The following is an 18,758-nucleotide window of genomic DNA, read 5'->3' as shown; positions in this document are numbered from 1 at the left end:
CTGAAAAGACAGGTGTTGTGCTTGCCTGTACCGGCCTCTTCGCGGGCTTGCCCGCTCCCACAGGGATACGCTAAACCCTGTGGGAGCGGGCAAGCCCGCGAAGAGGCCGGTACAGGCTGATGAATCAGTCGATGTACTCGAACAGCTTGACGATCTTCTGCACACCCGAAACGCCCTGTACCACGGCAGTGGCCGAGTTGGCCTCCTGCTGGGTCACCAGGCCGAGCAGGTAGACGATGCCGTTCTCGGTAATCACCTTGATGCGCGAGCTGGGCACGGCATTGTCGGTCAGCATCTGGGTCTTGATCTTGGTGGTCAGCCAGGCGTCGTTGTTGCGCGCCAGGATGGAGGAGGGCTGCATCACCTGCAGCTCGTTGTGTACTTTCTTGACCCGCTGTACCTGGCTGGCAGTCTGCTCGGCAAGGCTCTTGAGGTCGGCGCGCGGGGTCTGGCCGGCCAGCAGGACGATGCCGTTGTAGCTGCTGACAACGATGTGCGAACCTTTGTCCAGGTCAGGGCTGGCCTTGGCGATGTTGACCGAGGCCTTGGTTTCGATCAGCGAATCGTCGATCTTGCTGCCGATGGTGCGCGTGCCGCGATCGTCCTCGATCGGCGAATTGCGGGTAGAGGTCAGTACCGAGCTGCAACCAGTGACGCTCAGGCACAGGGTCAGGGCCATAAGGCCGAGGCGCATAGGGGTCATTCTTCACTCCCGAACAGTTGGCTGTCGATCAGATCACACAGGCAGTGGATCGCCAGCAGGTGGACTTCCTGGATGCGCGCGGTAACCGTCGAAGGTACGCGGATTTCCACGTCTTCGGGCAGCAGCAACGAAGCCATGCCGCCGCCATCGCGACCCGTCAATGCTACGACAATCATTTCGCGGTCATGTGCGGCCTGGATCGCCTGGATCACGTTGGCCGAGTTGCCGCTGGTGGAGATCGCCAGCAGAACGTCACCGGGCTGGCCCAGCGCGCGGATCTGCTTGGAAAAGACTTCGTTGTAGCTGTAGTCGTTGGCGATCGAGGTCAGGGTCGAGCTGTCGGTGGTCAGCGCGATGGCCGGCAGGCTCGGGCGTTCGCGCTCGAAGCGGTTGAGCAGCTCCGAGGAAAAGTGCTGGGCATCGCCGGCCGAGCCGCCGTTGCCGCAGGCGAGCATCTTGCCCTCGTTGAGCAGTGCATTGACCATGACCAGGCTGGCCTGCTCGATGTGCGGTGCCAGGATGTCCATTGCCTGTTGCTTGGTATCGATGCTGGCCTGGAACAGCCGGCGAATTCGGGATTGCATGTCCATCTGGTGACCTTAAGTGGGGCGGTGGCCTTTGCTACGCGCAACAACGACCAGCCCGCGAAACATAGAGCAAAAAAATCGGAGTGGGTTCAGCATTCGAAGGCGTTTTTCAGCCATTGAAGCGGTCTGCCTGCATGGTGGCTGCCCTGCAGGGCGACTACGTCGAAGCGGCAGGGGTGGTTGCCCCAGTGGGGCTCCTTCTGCAGGAACAGGCTGGCGGCGAGCACCAACCGTTTCTGCTTGCGCCCGTCGATACTGCCGAGGGCGCCACCGAAGCCCGCGTGCAACCGGTAGCGGACTTCGACGAATACTACTGTATCGGCGTCGAGCATGACCAGATCAAGCTCACCGCCTTTGCATCGCCAGTTGCGCGCCAGCAGGTGCAGGCCCTGCCCTTGAAGGTATTCAAGGGCTTGGGTTTCCGCTGCCTGCCCGGCGCTGGTGGGCGACGCTGCTGCCATCAGCGGGCGGTGTCTGGCAGGCGCTGGACCTGGCCGCCGACGAACTCGGCCCAAGGCAGCTGGCGCTCGACACGCTGGTTGGCGTTCATGCTCAGGCTGCCCGAAAGGCCCAGTACGCGGTTGTCCGGCAGCGCTTTCAGTTGGCCCAGGCGCGGCGCCAGGCTGTAGGCGTCGACGCCCATGGCATACAGGCGGCCCAGGCTGCCGGCGGCTTGCGGCCATTGCTGCACGACCTGCTGGCGCAGGCTGTTGCTGGTATCGAGCAGCCACGGGGTTTCGCAGAAGCGGATGCCGTTCATGTCGTTGTACTGGTTGACGTCACCACTGGCGCTGTACAGGTTCGAGGTGGCGTAGACCGGTACGTCACCGGCGTACTGGAAGTTCAGGGTCGGCTTGATCTGCTGGGCCTGTTGCGGGGTCGAGGCGAGGAAGATGAAGTCGATGTCCTGGCGGCGCGACGGCTGCGCGGCGATGCTGCCGCCTACCGTGCTCTGCAGGCTCTTGGCGCGGCCTTCGCTCTGGCGCAGCTGGAACAGGTCGGCAATCTGCTGGGCCAGTGCGACCGGCTGGGCGATGCGCTCGGCGGCGAGCAGGGTGCCACCGTTGCCTTCCCAGTCCTGGCGGAAGGCGGCAAGCACGCGGTCGCCCCATTCGCCGCTCGGCACCAGGGCCACGGCGCGGACCATTCCATCGGCGCGGGCGCGGCGGGCCACTTCACGGGCTTCGTCTTCGGCAGCCAGGCCGAACTGGAACAGCTGCGGCGGCGCCTTCTGGCCGGCGTCGGCGTAGTTCAGGGCCAGGGTGGTGATCGGCAGTTGTGGCTTGGCAGCCAGTTGCTTGACCAGCGGTTTTTCCAGCGGGCCGATGACCAGCTGTACGCCTGCGGCCTGGGCCTGGCGATAGAAGTCGTCGAGCGAACCGATGCGCGAGCTGTCGAATACCTGCACGGCTGGCGCCTGCTGGCCGGCTTGCTGGGCCTGGAAGTGCGCAGCCATGAAGCCGTCACGCAGGGCGCGGGCAACACCGGCCAGCGGGCCTTCCTGAGGCAGCAGCAGGGCAATCTTGGTCAGCGGCTGGCTGGCCAGCTCCTTGAGCTTGGTCAGTGCCAGCGGCAGTTGCTGGGCAGCCGGGTGGTCCGGGTGCTGTTTGACCCAGGCGTCGATAGCCGCTTGCTGCTGTTCCAGGGTGCCGGCGCTTTTTACCGCGAAGGCCAGGCTGGTCCAGCCCGCCAGGGTCTGGTCGTTGCCAGGCTGCTGCAGTTGCTCTGCCGGCAGCGAGGCGACCAGTGCCCAGATGGCGTCATTGTTGGCGCTGGCGGCCTGGCCGCTGAGCAGCGGGGCCAGCAGCACGCGCTGTTGCGCGGCGGCCAGGGCCTGGCCATCGGCTTCGAGGGCGGCCGCGTGTACGCTGTAGGTGCGCGCTTGCTGTTCTTCCGGCAGTTCGGCGACGCGCTGCAGGCTCGGGTGGGCCAGGGCGGTCAGGGCGGCCTTGGGCTGGTTGCGGCTCATGGCCAGCTCGGCACCGAGGGTGCTGGCGAACACTTGCTGCGCCGGCTTGAGCGTGTCCAGCGGCACCTGCTCGAGGATGCGTGCGGCGCGTGGGAAATCCTTCTGCTTGTAGGCCAGGTCGGCTGCGCTCAGGCGCAGCAGGGCGGCGTCTTCCGCGGACTTGCTGGAAGCAGCCTTCTCGAGCAGTTGCTCGATGCTGGCGTCCGGGGTGCGTGGCAGTTCGCCCAGGCTGGATGAGGGCGAGCTGGCGCAGGCTGCCAGCAAGGCAGCAAGGCAGAGGGCTGTGAACAGCCGCAGGCAAGCGATCATGTAAAGGTCCTGTTACTCGATCAAGGTGGCCGGCAATTGTACCCAAGCGCTGGCCGGGGCGCGATGTTGCCGTGTCGATCCTTCACTATAGGAGGCCTGCCATCGGTCGTCGGCGAAGTTCTTTGCGCCCTGTTGCAGGCGCTCGGGCTACAATGGCGCCTTTGATCCGAACGACAGGTGTGCGCAGTGACTGATGTGGCAGGGGCTTCGAAATCCACCGTGGGGACGCTGTATGTGGTCGCAACCCCCATCGGCAACCTTGACGACATGAGCGCCCGGGCGCTGAAGGTGCTGGCGGACGTGGCCCTGATCGCGGCGGAAGATACCCGTCATTCGATCCGCCTGCTGCAGCACTTCGGCATCGACACGCCGCTGGCGGCCTGTCATGAGCACAACGAGCGTGACGAGGGCGGGCGTTTTCTCACCAAGCTGCTGGCGGGTGAGAATGTGGCGTTGGTCTCCGATGCCGGCACGCCGCTGATTTCCGATCCGGGGTACCACCTGGTGCGCCAGGCGCGCGCTGCGGGTGTGAACGTGGTGCCGGTGCCGGGCGCCTGCGCTCTGATCGCCGCGCTGTCGGCGGCCGGCCTGCCTTCGGACCGCTTCATCTTCGAAGGCTTCCTGCCGGCCAAGGCAGCGGGGCGTCGGGCGCGCCTGGAGCAGGTAAAGGAAGAGCCGCGCACGCTGATCTTCTATGAGGCCCCGCACCGTATCCTGGAATGCCTCGAGGACATGGAGGCGGTGTTCGGTGGCGAGCGCCCGGCGCTTTTGGCGCGCGAGCTGACCAAGACCTTCGAGACCCTCAAGGGCCTGCCCCTGGCCGAGCTGCGCGCGTTCGTTGCCGGCGACAGCAACCAGCAGCGCGGTGAGTGCGTGGTGCTGGTCGGTGGCTGGAGTGCGCCGGAGGGCGAGCAGGCGATCAGTGCCGAGGCGCAGCGGGTGCTCGACCTGCTGCTGGCCGAGTTGCCACTCAAGCGGGCGGCGGCACTGGCCGCGGAAATTACCGGGGTGCGCAAGAACCTGCTGTACCAACTGGCCCTGGAAAAGCAGAAAGCCGAGTAGTGGCAAATTGATATAGATGTCGGTATTGCTTGTTCTCGGGCGCGCGTGCCGTTAATCTTGGCGGCGGAGAGTCGATCGGACAGTCGCTGCCTGCTTTTGTTCCGCAACAGCAGGGGGAGGAAAGTCCGGGCTCCATAGGGCAGAGTGCCAGGTAACGCCTGGGAGGCGCGAGCCTACGGAAAGTGCCACAGAAAATAACCGCCTAAGCACTTCGGTGCCGGTAAGGGTGAAAAGGTGCGGTAAGAGCGCACCGCACGGCTGGCAACAGTTCGTGGCTAGGTAAACCCCACTCGGAGCAAGACCAAATAGGGTTCCATCAGGCGTGGCCCGCGTCGGAACCGGGTAGGTTGCTAGAGGCGTCCAGCGATGGCCGTCGTAGAGGAATGACTGTCCTCGACAAAACCCGGCTTACAGATCGACTCTCCACCTTTCCCTCCCTGCTTTATTCGATAGCAGATGCCCTCTGGTAATACCGAAAAAATCTTACTCTTAATAAATCACTTTAACTTCGAACTCCATTCGCCTGCGTGGGTTTGATTTTTCTCGTGTTTTTTTCTCCTCGGTAGTCCTTCCGCATTCCTTTATTGCGCTAAATCTCGGTCCTGTAAGGCTTTTCCTTCCGAACGTGCCTTGACGGTGCTGCGGGCGGATTCCTATAGTGTGCGCAAGTGGCAGAAAGTGGGATGAAGTGGGTTTTCTGGCACAAAAAAGCTAACATTGTGGGGAATCGCAGCCGTGTTCCGCGGAGCCAACGCCGTCAGCCTCGATGCCAAGGGCCGTCTCGCCATGCCGAGCCGGTACCGTGACGAGCTCGATTCGCGTTGCAATGGTCAGCTGATCGTGACCATCGACGCCGTTGACCCCTGCTTGTGTGTTTATCCCCTCGATGAGTGGGAACAGATAGAAGCCAAGTTGCGTGCCTTGCCATCGTTGCGTGAGGAAAACCGCCGCCTGCAGCGTTTGCTGATCGGTAATGCGGTTGACCTGGAGCTCGATGGCAGCGGGCGTTTCCTGGTGCCGCCCCGTCTGCGTGAGTACGCCAAACTCGACAAGAAGGCGATGCTGGTGGGGCAACTGAACAAATTCCAGCTGTGGGATGAAGATGCCTGGAACGCGGTTTCGGCAGCCGACCTTGCAGCTATTCAACAACCGGGCGCCATGCCCGACGAATTGCGTGACCTGATCCTGTGACCATAGATAGCGGCTTCAACCACATTACCGTCCTGCTCGACGAAGCTGTCGAGGCATTGGCCTTGCGCGCCGACGGTTGCTATCTGGACGGCACTTTCGGCCGTGGCGGGCACAGCCGGCTGATTCTCAGCAAGCTCGGGCCGCAAGGGCGGCTGCTGGGTTTCGACAAAGATCCACAGGCGATTGCCACGGGGCAAGCGCTGGCGGCCGAAGACGGCCGCTTTGTCATTGTGCAGCGCAGCTTTGCCGAGCTGGGCGCGGAAGTGGCCGAGCGCGGCCTGGATGGCAAGGTCAGTGGCGTATTGCTCGACCTGGGCGTTTCCTCGCCGCAGCTGGATGACCCCGAGCGTGGCTTCAGCTTCCTCAATGATGGCCCGCTGGACATGCGCATGAACCCGGACCAGGGCATCAGCGCCGCCGAGTTCATCGCCACTGCGCCGGTGGAAGAGATCGCCCGCGTATTCAAGGAATACGGCGAGGAGCGCTTTGCCGGGCGCATGGCGCGTGCTGTGGTGGAGCGCCGCGAAAAGCAGCCGTTCACCCGTACCGCCGACCTGGCGGAAGTGCTCAAGGTGGCCAACCCGGCTTGGGAAAAGGGCAAGAACCCGGCTACCCGTGCCTTCCAGGGCCTGCGTATCCACGTCAACAACGAACTGGGCGACCTAGAGACCGGTCTTGAGGCAGCGCTCGAAGCGCTGGAAGTTGGCGGGCGCCTGGCAGTCATCAGTTTCCACTCGCTGGAAGACCGTATCGTCAAGCTGTTCATGCGCAAGCTGGTCAAGGGCGAGGCCGACAACCTGCCACGTAACCTGCCGGTTCAGCACAAGGCCTTCGAGCCGAAAATCAAGCTCATCGGCAAGGCCCAGTTCGCCTCCGAAGCCGAGCTCAAGGCCAACCCGCGGGCGCGCAGCGCCGTGATGCGGGTGGCGGAGAAGCTGCGGTGAGCAGGCTGTTTGCCAAACCCTTGCCAGGCGGAAGCTTCCTGATGCTTCTGCTGTTCGTTGCCGTGCTGATTTCGGCCATCGCCGTGTCCTACAGCGCGCACTGGAACCGTCAGTTGCTCAACACCCTGTACGGCGAGTTGAACGAACGCGACAAGGCCCAGGCCGAGTGGGGCCGGCTGATCCTCGAGCAAAGCACCTGGACCGCCGCCAGCCGCATCGAAAACCTGGCTTCCGAGCAACTGAAGATGCGCGTACCTTCGGCTGACGAAGTACGGATGGTGGCGCCATGATGAAGCTCGAAGGCGCACTCTACCCATGGCGCTTCCGTGTGGTGATCGGCTTGCTGGCGCTGATGGTCGGTGCCATCTGCTGGCGCATCATCGACCTGCAGGTGGTCGACCGTGACTTCCTCAAGGGCCAGGGCGATGCGCGCAGCCTGCGTCACATCCCTATCCCGGCTCACCGCGGCCTGATCACCGACCGTAACGGTGAACCGCTGGCGGTCAGTACCCCGGTCACCACCCTGTGGGCCAACCCCAAGGAAATGCAGGCCTCCAAGGACCGCTGGCCACAGCTGGCGGCAGCGCTGGGGCAGAACCCGCAGCAGCTGACCGAGCGCCTGACCCAGCAGGCCAGCAAAGAGTTCATCTATCTGGTCCGCGGCCTTACCCCGGAGCAGGGCCAGCATGTACTCGACCTGAAAGTGCCAGGCGTGTACGGCCTGGAAGAATTCCGCCGCTTCTACCCGGCCGGTGATGTCACCGCGCACATGGTCGGCTTCACCGACCTCGACGACCACGGTCGCGAAGGGGTAGAACTGGCCTATGACGAGTGGCTGGCCGGCGTACCCGGCAAGCGGCAGGTGATCAAAGACCGGCGCGGCCGGCTGATCAAGGACATCCAGGTAACCAAGAACGCCAAGGCCGGGAAGACCTTGGCGTTGTCGATAGACCTGCGCCTGCAGTACCTGGCTACCCGCGAGCTGCGCAACGCCATTGCCGAACAGGACGCCAAGGCCGGCAGCCTGGTGATCATGGACGTCAAGACCGGTGAGGTCCTGGCCATGGTCAACCAGCCGACCTACAACCCCAACAACCGACGCAGCATGTTCCCGGCCGCCATGCGTAACCGCGCGATCATCGACGTGTTCGAGCCAGGTTCCACGGTCAAGCCGATCTCCATGAGCGCGGCACTGGAAAGTGGCCGCTGGAAGCCGACCGACAAGGTCGAGGTGTACCCGGGCAGCCTGCAGATCGGCCGCTACACCATCAAGGACGTGTCCAGGAGCGAAGGCCCGATCCTCGACCTGACCGGCATTCTGATCAACTCCAGTAACGTTGGCATGAGCAAGATCGCCTTCGACATCGGCGGCGAGGCCATCTACCGGGTCATGTCCCAGGTCGGCCTGGGCCAGTACACCGGCCTTGGCTTCCCCGGCGAGCGCGTCGGCAACCTGCCCAACCACCGCGAGTGGCGCAAGGCAGAGACCGCGACCCTGTCCTATGGCTATGGCGTGTCGGTCACCGCCCTGCAGCTGGTGCATGCCTACGCGGCGCTGGCCAACGACGGCAAGATGGTGCCGCTGTCGATCCTCAAGGTCGACAAGGCCCCGGAAGCCGTGCAGGCCATTCCGAAGGAAACCGCCGAAACCGTCCAGGGCATGCTGCAGCAGGTGATCGAAGCACCGCGCGGCGTGTTCCGCGCCCAAGTGCCGTTCTACCACGTGGCCGGCAAGTCCGGTACCGCGCGTAAAGCCACCGTGGGCTCCAAGGGCTACACCGAAAACGCCTACCGCTCGCTGTTCGCCGGCTTCGGGCCGATGAGCGACCCGCGCTACGCCATCGTCGTGGTCATCGACGAACCAGGCAAGGGCGGCTACTTCGGCGGCCTGGTTTCGGCGCCGGTGTTCAGCAAGGTCATGTCCGGCACCCTGCGCCTGATGAACGTGCCGCCAGACAACCTGCCGCCACCAGCACCCGTCGAACAATCGCAAGTCAATGCAGCAGCAACCGCCAAGGGAGGGCGTGGATGATGACAATGCCATTGAGCAAGCTTTTCGCTCACGCCAGCCGCGACCCGCTGATCCGTGAACTGACCCTGGACAGCCGCAATGTGCGCCCGGGCGACCTGTTCCTGGCCGTGCCGGGCGCCAAGGTCGATGGCCGCGAGCATATCGCCGATGCCCTGGCGCGTGGCGCTGCTGCTGTGGCCTATGAAGAACAGGGCACGAGCGTTCTGCCACTGACCGACGTGCCGCTCATCCCGGTCAAGGGCCTGATCGCCCAGCTTTCGGATATCGCAGGGCGCTTCTATGGCGAACCGAGCCGCCAGCTGAACCTGGTGGGCGTGACCGGTACCAACGGCAAGACCAGCGTCACCCAGCTGGTGGCCCAGGCGCTGGACTTGCTTGGTCAGCGTTGCGGCCTGATCGGCACCCTGGGTACCGGCTTCTATGGTGAGCTGCAGAGTGGCCGCCTGACCACGCCCGACCCGATCGCCGTACAGTCGACCCTCAACGACCTCAAGAAAGGTGGCGCCAAGGCCGTGGCCATGGAGGTTTCCTCCCACGCCCTGGAGCAGGGCCGGGTCGCCGCGCTGGAATTCGACATCGCGGTCATGACCAACCTGTCCCGCGACCACCTGGACTACCACGGCAGCATGGAGGCCTACGAGGCCGCCAAGGCCAAGCTGTTCGCCTGGCCGAGCCTGCGCTGCCAGGTGGTCAACCTGGATGACGACTTCGGCCGTCGCCTGGCCGCCGATTTTGCCCGCCGCCCGAGTGTCGACCATATCGAGACCCGGTTGCTCAGCTACAGCCTGGAGAACCCGGAGGCCTCGTTGTTCTGCCGCGAAGCCATGTTCAATGACGATGGCGTGCGCGCCACCCTGGTCACCGCCCAGGGCGAACGTACCCTGAGCAGCAAGTTGCTGGGCCGCTTCAACCTGAGCAACATGCTCGCCGCCGTGGCGACCCTGTTGGCGCTGGACTACGCGCTGGACGAAATCCTCAAGGTCACCCCGCAGCTGCAGGGGCCGATCGGCCGCATGCAGCGCCTGGGTGGGGGCGACAAGCCGCTGGTGGTGGTCGACTACGCACACACCCCGGACGCCCTGGAGAAAGTGCTCGAAGCCCTGCGCCCGCATGCGCACGGCAAGCTGCTGTGCCTGTTCGGCTGCGGCGGCGACCGAGACCGCGGCAAGCGTCCGTTGATGGCCGAAGTGGCCGAGCGCCTGGCCGACCGCGTGCTGGTCACCGACGACAACCCGCGTACTGAAGACCCGCTGCGCATCTTTGACGACATCCGCCCGGGTTTCGCCAAACCTGCCGGGGTCGAGTTCGTTGCCGGTCGTGGCGAAGCCATCGCACACCTGATCGCCACTGCCGCTACCGACGATGTGATCGTGCTGGCCGGCAAGGGGCACGAGGATTACCAGGAGATCAATGGCGAGCGCCATGATTTCTCCGATTTGATCGAGGCCGAAAAGGCACTTGCAGCCTGGGAGGCTCCACATGCTTAAGCCGATGTCACTCAGCCAGCTGACCACAGCACTGAGTGGTCAACAAATCGGTGCCGACGCCACCTTCACCGGCGTCAGCATCGACAGCCGCAGTGTTGGCGCCGGGCAACTGTTCGTCGCCCTGGCCGGCCCGCGCTTCGATGGCCACGACTACCTGGCCGATGTGAAGGCCAAAGGCGCTGTCGCGGCCCTGGTCGAGCGGGAAGTAGCCGATGTCGACCTGCCGCAGCTGCTGGTCGCCGATTGCCGCCTGGCCCTCGGCCAGCTTGGCGCGCTGAACCGTGCTGCCTTCGACAAGCCGGTGGTGGCCATCACCGGTTCCAGCGGCAAGACCACGGTCAAGGAGATGCTCGCCAGCATCCTGCGCACCCGTGGCCTGGTGCACGCCACCCGCGGCAACCTGAACAACGACCTCGGCGCGCCGCTGACCCTGCTGGAGATCGCTCCCGAGCACAGTGCCGCGGTGATCGAACTGGGCGCCTCGCGCATTGGCGAGATCCGCTACACCGTCGGCCTGACCCAGCCCCAGGTGGTCATCATCAACAACGCCGGTACCGCCCACGTTGGCGAGTTCGGCGGCCCGGAAAAGATCGTCGAAGCCAAGGGCGAGATCCTCGAAGGCCTGGGCGAGGGCGGCATCGCCATCCTCAACCTGGACGACAAGGCCTTTGATATCTGGAAGGCACGCGCCGGCGCGCACAAGGTCTTCAGCTTTGCCCGCAGCAATGCAAAGGCCGATTTCCATGCCACGGACATCGGTCGCGATGCCCGTGGTTGCCCGTCGTTCAAGCTGCACGGCGCTGGTGACGTGGTAGACGTGCAACTCAATGTGCTTGGTGAGCACAACGTCAGCAATGCCCTGGCCGCCGCCGCCGCTGCCCATGCCGTTGGTCTGAGCCTGAGCGGCATCGCCGCCGGCCTGGCTGCCGTGCAGCCGGTCAAGGGCCGTACCGTGGCGCAGATCGCGCCGAACGGTGTGCGCGTGATCGACGACAGTTACAACGCAAATCCCACCTCCATGTGCGCGGCCATTGATATACTCGCCGGCTTTTCCGGACGCACCGTCCTGGTGCTTGGAGATATCGGCGAACTGGGGCAATGGGCGGAAGAAGGCCACCGTCAGGTGGGTGACTACGCGCGTGGCAAGGTCGACGCCCTGTACGCAGTGGGTTCCAACATGACACACGCGGTCAAGGCGTTCGGCGCCAATGGCCGCCATTTCGCTACTCAAGCTGAGCTGATCGACGCGGTTGGCGCCGAGAATGCCAGCGACACCACAATCTTGATCAAGGGCTCGCGCAGCGCTGCGATGGAAAACGTCGTGGCGGCATTGTGCGGTGCCAGCGGGGAGAAACATTAATGCTGCTGCTGTTGGCCGAGTATCTGCAACAGTTCCACAAAGGCTTCGCGGTCTTCCAGTACCTGTCCCTGCGCGGGATTCTGGGTGTGCTGACCGCGTTGTCCCTGGCGCTGTGGCTGGGGCCGTGGATGATCCGTACCCTGCAAATCCGCCAGATCGGCCAGGCCGTGCGTAACGACGGCCCGCAATCGCACCTGTCCAAGTCCGGCACCCCGACCATGGGTGGGGCGCTGATCCTGTCCGCGATTGCCGTCAGCACCCTGCTGTGGGCCGACCTGACCAACCGCTACGTGTGGGTGGTGCTGATCGTTACCCTGGCATTCGGTGCCATCGGCTGGGTCGACGACTACCGCAAGGTGATCGAAAAGAACTCGCGTGGCCTGCCAAGCCGCTGGAAGTACTTCTGGCAGTCGGTGTTCGGCCTGGCTGCAGCCATCTTCCTGTACAAGACCGCGCCGACCAGCGTCGAAACCACGCTGATCCTGCCGTTCATCAAGGATGTCACCATTCCGCTGGGCATCGGCTTCGTCGTGCTGACCTACTTCGTCATTGTCGGTTCGAGCAACGCGGTCAACCTCACCGACGGCCTCGACGGCCTGGCGATCATGCCGACGGTGATGGTCGGCGGTGCCCTGGGCATCTTCTGCTACCTGTCGGGCAACGTGAAGTTCGCCGAATACCTGCTGATCCCCTATGTGCCGGGCTCGGGCGAGCTGATCGTGTTCTGCGGCGCGCTGATCGGTGCCGGCCTGGGCTTCCTGTGGTTCAACACCTACCCGGCGCAGGTATTCATGGGTGACGTCGGCGCGCTGGCGCTGGGCGCCGCGCTGGGCACCATCGCCGTGATCGTCCGCCAGGAAATCGTGCTGTTCATCATGGGCGGCGTGTTCGTCATGGAAACCCTGTCGGTGGTGATCCAGGTTGCCTCCTTCAAGCTTACCGGCAAGCGCGTGTTCCGCATGGCGCCGATCCACCACCACTTTGAACTCAAGGGCTGGCCAGAGCCACGGGTGATCGTCCGCTTCTGGATCATCACCGTGATCCTGGTGCTGGTCGGCCTTGCAACCCTGAAACTGAGGTAGATGAGCGTGTCCCTGATCGCTTCCGACCAATTCCGCATCGTTGTCGGCCTCGGCAAGAGCGGCATGTCCCTGGTTCGCTTCCTGGCGAGCCGGGGCATTGCCTTTGCGGTCGCCGACACCCGCGAGCAACCGCCGGAACTGGACACCCTGCGCCGTGATTACCCGCAGGTGGAAGTGCGCTGTGGTGAACTGGACGTGGACTTCCTGTGCCGCGCCAACGAGCTGTACGTCAGCCCCGGCCTGGCCCTGGCCACCCCGGCCCTGCAGCAGGCGGCCGCGCGTGGCGTGAAGCTGTCCGGTGACATCGAACTGTTCGCCCGCCACGCCAAGGCCCCGATCATTGCCATCAGCGGCTCCAACGCCAAGAGCACCGTCACCACCCTGGTTGGCGAAATGGCCGCCAAGGCGGGCAAGCGCGTGGCGGTGGGCGGCAACCTCGGTACCCCGGCGCTGGACCTGCTGGCCGATGACGTCGAGCTGTACGTGCTGGAACTGTCCAGCTTCCAGCTGGAAACCACCGACCAGCTCAACGCCGAAGTGGCCACCGTGCTGAACATCAGCGAAGACCACATGGACCGCTACAGCGGCCTGCCGGCCTATCACCTGGCCAAGCACCGGATCTTCCGTGGTGCCCGCCAGGTCGTGGTCAACCGCCAGGACGCCCTGAGCCGACCGCTGCCGGTGGAAGGTCGCCCATGCTGGACCTTCGGCCTCAACCAGCCGGACTTCAAGGCCTTCGGCCTGCGCGAAGTGGACGGCGAGAAATACCTGGCGTTCGAGTTCCAGGCGCTGATGCCGGCGCGTGAGCTGAAGATTCGCGGCGCCCACAACCAGAGCAACGCCCTGGCGGCACTGGCCCTGGGGCATGCTGCCGGCCTGCCGTTCGAACCGATGCTCGAGGCACTGCGCGAGTTCGGCGGCCTGGCCCACCGTTGCCAATGGGTGCGCGAGCGCAATGGCGTTAACTGGTACGACGATTCCAAGGCCACCAACGTCGGTGCTGCCCTGGCCGCCATCGAAGGCCTGGGTGCCGACATCGAAGGCAAGCTGGTGCTGATCGCCGGTGGCGATGGCAAGGGCGCCGACTTCGCCGCGCTGCGCGAGCCGGTCAAGCGCTTCTGCCGCGCCGTGGTACTGCTTGGCCGTGATGCCGAGCGCCTGGCCGAAGCCCTGGGCGATGGCGTGCAACTGGTCCGCGTGAAGACCCTCGACGACGCCGTGCAGCAATGCGCCGAACTGGCCCAGGCGGGTGATGCCGTGCTGCTGTCGCCGGCGTGCGCCAGCCTCGACATGTTCAAGAACTTCGAAGAACGCGGGCGCCTGTTCGCCCAGGCAGCGGGAGGCCTTGCATGATTTTCGGCATCCTCAAGCCCTATCCGTCGCCGCTGATCAGCGGCCGTGGCATCGACCTGGACTTCGCGATGCTCGCCGGCTGCCTGGCATTGCTGGGCCTGGGCCTGGTGATGATCACCTCGGCGTCCTCGGAAGTGGCTGCGGTGCAGTCGGGCAACCCGCTTTACCACATGTTCCGCCACCTGGTGTACGTGTTCCTCGGCCTGGTCGCCTGTGGCGCCACCATGCTGGTACCGGTCGCCACCTGGCAGCGCATGGGCTTCATGATGCTGCTGGGTGCCTTCGGCCTGCTGGTACTGGTGCTGGTGCCGGGTATCGGCCGCGAAGTGAACGGCTCCATGCGCTGGATCGGCTTCAGCTTCTTCAACGTGCAGCCTTCGGAAATTGCCAAGGTGTTCGTGGTCGTCTACCTGGCCGGCTACCTGGTGCGCCGGCAGACCGAGGTACGCGAAACCTGGATGGGCTTCTTCAAACCGTTCATCGTGCTGCTGCCCATGGCTGCCCTGCTGCTGATGGAGCCGGACTTCGGCGCCACCGTGGTGATGATGGGCGCGGCGGCGGCCATGCTGTTCCTCGGCGGGGTGGGGCTGTTCCGCTTCAGCCTGATGGTGGTGTTGGCGGTGGTCGCGGTGTTCGTCCTGGTACAGGCGCAGCCTTACCGGATGGCGCGCCTGATTACCTTTACCGACCCGTGGTCCGACCAGTTCGGCTCGGGCTACCAGTTGACCCAGGCGCTGATTGCCTTCGGCCGTGGCGAGTGGCTGGGCGTTGGCCTGGGCAACAGCGTGCAGAAGCAGTTCTACCTGCCTGAAGCGCACACTGACTTCGTGTTCTCGGTACTGGCCGAAGAGCTCGGCGTGGTCGGCTCGCTGCTGACTATCGCGCTGTTCGTATTCGTGACTGTACGTGCCCTGTATATCGGTCTGTGGGCGGAAAAAGCCAAGCAGTTCTTTGCCGCTTATGTTGCCTTCGGCCTGGCCTTCCTGTGGATCGGCCAGTTCCTGATCAACATCGGTGTGAACGTCGGCCTGCTGCCGACCAAGGGCCTGACCCTGCCGTTCCTCAGCTACGGGGGCAGTTCGCTGGTGATCTGCTGTGCCTGTGTGGGCCTGTTGCTGCGTATCGAGTGGGAAAGCCGCACGCACCTGGGCAGTGAGGAGCACGAATTCAGCGAAAGCGATTTTGCCGAGGAGACCAATCATGGCCGCTGACGGCAAGAACGTACTGATCATGGCGGGCGGCACCGGGGGCCACGTGTTCCCGGCCCTGGCCTGCGCCCGTGAATTCCAGGCGCGCGGCTACAGCGTGCACTGGCTGGGCACCCCGCGTGGCATCGAGAACGAACTGGTGCCCCAGGCCGGCCTGCCGCTGCACCTGATCCAGGTCAGTGGCCTGCGCGGCAAGAGCAAGCTGTCGTTGCTCAAGGCGCCGTTCACCCTGGTCAAGGCCGTGCTGCAGGCGCGGCGTATTGTGCGTGAGCTCAAGCCGGTATGCGTGGTCGGCTTCGGTGGTTATGTGACCGGCCCCGGCGGCGTGGCCGCACGCCTGTGCGGCGTACCGCTGGTGATCCACGAGCAGAATGCCCGCGCCGGTACCACCAACCGCCTGCTGCTGCCGCTGGCTGCGCGTGTTTGCGAAGCCTTCCCGGCCACCTTCGCCGCCAGCGACAAACTGCGCACCACCGGCAACCCGGTGCGCCCGGAACTGTTCATGGACGCCCTGCGCGCGCCCCTGGCCGAGCGCCGTGCGCGCCTGCTGGTGATGGGCGGCAGCCTGGGTTCGGAACCATTGAACAAATTGTTGCCTAAGGCCCTGTCCGAAGTACCCCCTGCGCTTCGGCCAGAGGTATTCCACCAGGCCGGCAAGCAACACGCGCCGATCACCGCCGAGCGTTATCACGAGGCGGGCGTCGAGGCTCAGGTAGAGCCCTTCATCAAGGACATGGCCCAAGCCTATGGCTGGGCCGACATTGTGGTGTGCCGGGCCGGCGCCCTGACCGTCAGCGAGCTGGCGGCAGCGGGCCTGCCTTCGATGCTGGTGCCATTGCCCCACGCGATCGACGACCACCAGACCCACAACGCCCAATATCTGGCCCGGGAAGGCGCAGCCTTCCTGATGCCACAAGCGACAACTGGCGCAGCGCAGCTCGCTGAACGCCTGAACGAGGTGCTGATGCAACCCGAGAAACTCAACGTCATGGCAGGCACCGCACGGCGCCTGGCCAAACCTGCCGCAACCAGCACCGTGGTCGATATCTGCCTGGAGGTGGCCCATGGTTGAGAGCCAGAAAGCCATGCCCCAGCCGAAGATGGGCCGTATCCGCCGTATCCACTTCGTCGGTATCGGCGGCGTGGGCATGTGCGGCATTGCCGAAGTGTTGCTGAACCTGGGCTATGAAGTGTCCGGTTCCGACCTGAAGGCCTCGCCGGTTACCGAACGCCTGGAATCGTTCGGCGCCGAGATCTTCGTCGGCCACCGCGCCGAGAACGCCGCCACCGCCGATGTGCTGGTGGTGTCCAGCGCCATCAACCCGGCCAACCCGGAAGTCGCCACCGCCCTCGAGCGGCGCATTCCGGTGGTGCCGCGTGCCGAGATGCTCGCCGAGCTGATGCGCTATCGCCATGGCGTGGCCGTTGCCGGCACCCACGGCAAGACCACCACCACCAGCCTGCTGGCCTCGGTGTTCGCCGCTGGCGGCCTGGACCCGACCTTCGTCATCGGTGGCCGCCTGACCGCTGCCGGTACCAATGCCCAACTCGGTACCAGCCGCTACCTGATCGCCGAAGCGGACGAGAGCGATGCCAGCTTCCTGCACTTGCAGCCAATGGTTGCCGTGGTCACCAACATCGACGCCGACCACATGGCGACCTACGAAGGTGACTTCAACAAACTGAAGAAAACCTTCGTCGAGTTCCTGCACAACCTGCCGTTCTACGGCCTGGCCGTGATGTGCCTGGACGACCCGGTAGTGCGCGAGATCCTGCCACAGGTCAAGCGCCCGACCGTGACCTATGGCTTCAGCGACGAGGCCGACATCCGCGCCATCAACGTGCGCCAGATGGGCATGCAGACCCACTTCACCGTGCTGCGTCGCGACCGCGAGCCGCTGGAGGTGTCGGTGAACATGCCCGGCAACCACAACGTGCTCAACGCCTTGGCCACCATCGCCATCGCTACCGACGAAGGCATCACTGACGAAGCCATCGTCCAGGGCCTGTCCGGCTTCCAGGGCGTCGGCCGCCGCTTCCAGGTGTACGGCGAACTGCCGGTCGAAGGCGGCAGCGTGATGCTGGTCGACGACTACGGCCACCACCCGACCGAAGTGGCTGCGGTGATCCAGGCCGTGCGCGGCGGTTGGCCAAGCCGTCGCCTGGTGATCGTCTACCAGCCGCACCGCTACAGCCGTACCCGCGACCTGTACGACGATTTCGTCCAGGTGCTGGGCGATGCCAACGTGCTGCTGCTGATGGAGGTCTACCCGGCCGGCGAAGAGCCGATCCCCGGCGCCGACAGCCGCCAGCTGTGCCACAGCATCCGCCAGCGCGGCAAGCTGGACCCGATCTACATCGAGCGTGGCGTCGACCTGGCGCCGCTGGTCAAGCCACTGCTGCGCGCTGGCGACATCCTGATCTGCCAGGGTGCCGGTGATGTCGGCGGCCTGGCCCCTCAATTGATGAAAAGCCCGCTGTTCGCTGGCGCCAAGCAGGAGAAGTCGAAATGACCAGCGCCTACGACAAACTGCACTCGACCCTGGACGTCAAGGCGTTCGGCCGCGTCGCGGTGCTGTACGGCGGCAAGAGCGCCGAGCGCGAAGTGTCGCTCAAGTCCGGTGCCGCAGTGATCGACGCGCTGACCACCGCCGGTGTCGACGTGGTCGCCATCGACGTGGGTGACGACCTGCTCGACCGCCTGCAAAGCGAGAAGATCGACCGCGCTTTCATCATCCTCCACGGCCGTGGCGGTGAAGACGGCAGCATGCAAGGCCTGCTCGAGTGCCTGGGCATCCCCTACACCGGTAGTGGCATCCTTGCCTCGGCACTGGCCATGGACAAGCTGCGCACCAAGCAGGTGTGGCAGAGCCTGGGTATTCCTACCCCGCGCCACGCGGTGCTGGCGAGCGAAAGCGATTGTTTGCAGGCCAGTACGGAACTGGGCTTCCCGCTTATCGTCAAACCCGCCCATGAAGGTTCCAGCATCGGCATGGCCAAGGTGAACAGCGCCCAGGAACTGGTCGCCGCCTGGCAGGATGCCGCCCGATACGATTCCCAGGTACTGGTGGAGCAGTGGATCCACGGGCCGGAGTTCACCGTTGCGGTATTGCGCGGCCAGGTGCTGCCGCCGATCGCCCTGGGTACGCCGCACGTGTTCTACGACTACGACGCCAAGTACATCGCCAACGATACCCAGTACCGCATTCCGTGCGGCCTGGACAGCGTCAAGGAACAAGAACTGATCGACCTGACCGCGCGCGCCTGCGATGCCATCGGCATCGAAGGCTGGGGGCGGCTGGACGTGATGCAGGACGAGCAGGGCCGGTTCTGGCTGCTCGAAGTCAACACCGCACCCGGCATGACCGACCATAGCCTGGTGCCCATGGCGGCCCGCGCGGCCGGCCTGGACTTCCAGCAACTGGTGCTGGCGATCCTGGCCGAAAGCGTGGCGACGCGAGGTTAACAACC

At 64.7% G+C, this 18,758-nt stretch carries 17 protein-coding genes and 1 other RNA gene; 14 read left to right on the top strand and 4 right to left on the bottom strand.

Going from position 1 to position 18,758, the window contains the following annotated elements:
* Positions 1–124: 124 nt before the first annotated feature.
* The 4 genes from B2790_RS13120 to B2790_RS13105 form a co-directional block, all read right to left on the bottom strand.
* Positions 125–703, bottom strand: coding sequence for a BON domain-containing protein (locus B2790_RS13120; protein ID WP_015271720.1), 579 nt, complete (start codon positions 701–703; stop codon positions 125–127).
* Positions 700–1,293: a phosphoheptose isomerase gene (locus tag B2790_RS13115; protein ID WP_012274070.1), complete on the bottom strand. Its 594-nt coding sequence runs from the start codon at positions 1,291–1,293 to the stop codon at positions 700–702. The genes B2790_RS13120 and B2790_RS13115 overlap by 4 nt, the downstream gene beginning before the upstream one ends.
* 86 nt (positions 1,294–1,379) lie before the next feature.
* Positions 1,380–1,751, bottom strand: a complete 372-nt coding sequence (locus B2790_RS13110; RefSeq protein WP_085664411.1) for a YraN family protein — start codon at positions 1,749–1,751, stop codon at positions 1,380–1,382.
* A complete protein-coding gene (locus tag B2790_RS13105) occupies positions 1,751–3,568 on the bottom strand; it encodes a penicillin-binding protein activator (protein WP_025340555.1) in 1,818 nt (605 codons plus the stop codon). Before B2790_RS13105 ends, B2790_RS13110 begins: the two co-directional genes overlap by 1 nt.
* Before the next feature lie 186 nt (positions 3,569–3,754).
* Between B2790_RS13105 and rsmI the strand changes: the two genes are divergently transcribed.
* The 14 genes from rsmI (at position 3,755) to B2790_RS13035 (ending at position 18,753) form a co-directional block, all read left to right on the top strand.
* Positions 3,755–4,630: a 16S rRNA (cytidine(1402)-2'-O)-methyltransferase gene (rsmI, locus tag B2790_RS13100; RefSeq protein WP_043935900.1), complete on the top strand. Its 876-nt coding sequence runs from the start codon at positions 3,755–3,757 to the stop codon at positions 4,628–4,630.
* Between the two features lie 67 nt (positions 4,631–4,697).
* An RNA gene (gene rnpB, locus B2790_RS13095) (RNase P RNA component class A) lies at positions 4,698–5,057 on the top strand.
* A 308-nt stretch (positions 5,058–5,365) separates the two neighbouring features.
* Positions 5,366–5,821 (top strand): division/cell wall cluster transcriptional repressor MraZ, encoded by a 456-nt coding sequence (gene mraZ / locus B2790_RS13090; RefSeq protein WP_004575120.1) that lies wholly within the window; start codon positions 5,366–5,368, stop codon positions 5,819–5,821.
* A complete protein-coding gene (rsmH, locus tag B2790_RS13085) occupies positions 5,818–6,765 on the top strand; it encodes a 16S rRNA (cytosine(1402)-N(4))-methyltransferase RsmH (protein ID WP_025340553.1) in 948 nt (315 codons plus the stop codon). The genes mraZ and rsmH overlap by 4 nt, the downstream gene beginning before the upstream one ends.
* Positions 6,762–7,055 (top strand): cell division protein FtsL, encoded by a 294-nt coding sequence (ftsL, locus tag B2790_RS13080; protein WP_025340552.1) that lies wholly within the window; start codon positions 6,762–6,764, stop codon positions 7,053–7,055. The genes rsmH and ftsL overlap by 4 nt, the downstream gene beginning before the upstream one ends.
* Positions 7,055–8,797: a peptidoglycan D,D-transpeptidase FtsI family protein gene (locus B2790_RS13075; protein ID WP_162276789.1), complete on the top strand. Its 1,743-nt coding sequence runs from the start codon at positions 7,055–7,057 to the stop codon at positions 8,795–8,797. The genes ftsL and B2790_RS13075 overlap by 1 nt, the downstream gene beginning before the upstream one ends.
* The gene (locus tag B2790_RS13070; RefSeq protein ID WP_286918961.1) at positions 8,794–10,284 is read left to right on the top strand and encodes a UDP-N-acetylmuramoyl-L-alanyl-D-glutamate--2,6-diaminopimelate ligase; all 1,491 of its coding nucleotides are present in this window, start codon (positions 8,794–8,796) and stop codon (positions 10,282–10,284) included. Before B2790_RS13075 ends, B2790_RS13070 begins: the two co-directional genes overlap by 4 nt.
* The gene (locus B2790_RS13065) at positions 10,277–11,644 is read left to right on the top strand and encodes a UDP-N-acetylmuramoyl-tripeptide--D-alanyl-D-alanine ligase (RefSeq protein WP_075046265.1); all 1,368 of its coding nucleotides are present in this window, start codon (positions 10,277–10,279) and stop codon (positions 11,642–11,644) included. Before B2790_RS13070 ends, B2790_RS13065 begins: the two co-directional genes overlap by 8 nt.
* Positions 11,644–12,726, top strand: a complete 1,083-nt coding sequence (mraY, locus tag B2790_RS13060; RefSeq protein ID WP_025340548.1) for a phospho-N-acetylmuramoyl-pentapeptide-transferase — start codon at positions 11,644–11,646, stop codon at positions 12,724–12,726. Before B2790_RS13065 ends, mraY begins: the two co-directional genes overlap by 1 nt.
* Positions 12,727–12,732: 6 nt before the next feature.
* Positions 12,733–14,079 carry a UDP-N-acetylmuramoyl-L-alanine--D-glutamate ligase gene (murD, locus tag B2790_RS13055; RefSeq protein WP_039613069.1) on the top strand — a complete coding sequence of 449 codons (1,347 nt, stop codon included), beginning with the start codon at positions 12,733–12,735 and terminating at the stop codon, positions 14,077–14,079.
* On the top strand, positions 14,076–15,290 hold the full coding sequence (ftsW, locus tag B2790_RS13050; RefSeq protein WP_414708587.1) for a putative lipid II flippase FtsW: 1,215 nt from the start codon (positions 14,076–14,078) through the stop codon (positions 15,288–15,290). The genes murD and ftsW overlap by 4 nt, the downstream gene beginning before the upstream one ends.
* The gene (murG, locus tag B2790_RS13045) at positions 15,280–16,359 is read left to right on the top strand and encodes an undecaprenyldiphospho-muramoylpentapeptide beta-N-acetylglucosaminyltransferase (protein ID WP_286918960.1); all 1,080 of its coding nucleotides are present in this window, start codon (positions 15,280–15,282) and stop codon (positions 16,357–16,359) included. Before ftsW ends, murG begins: the two co-directional genes overlap by 11 nt.
* Positions 16,352–17,800, top strand: a complete 1,449-nt coding sequence (gene murC, locus B2790_RS13040) for a UDP-N-acetylmuramate--L-alanine ligase (RefSeq protein ID WP_013974110.1) — start codon at positions 16,352–16,354, stop codon at positions 17,798–17,800. Before murG ends, murC begins: the two co-directional genes overlap by 8 nt.
* Positions 17,797–18,753, top strand: a complete 957-nt coding sequence (locus tag B2790_RS13035; RefSeq protein WP_015271707.1) for a D-alanine--D-alanine ligase — start codon at positions 17,797–17,799, stop codon at positions 18,751–18,753. Before murC ends, B2790_RS13035 begins: the two co-directional genes overlap by 4 nt.
* The last annotated feature ends 5 nt before the right edge of the window (positions 18,754–18,758 follow it).

Source organism: Pseudomonas sp. UBA6753, assembly GCF_002453565.1.
Lineage (GTDB): Bacteria > Pseudomonadota > Gammaproteobacteria > Pseudomonadales > Pseudomonadaceae > Aquipseudomonas > Aquipseudomonas putida_Z.
This window is presented reverse-complemented; position numbering and strand designations above follow the sequence as displayed.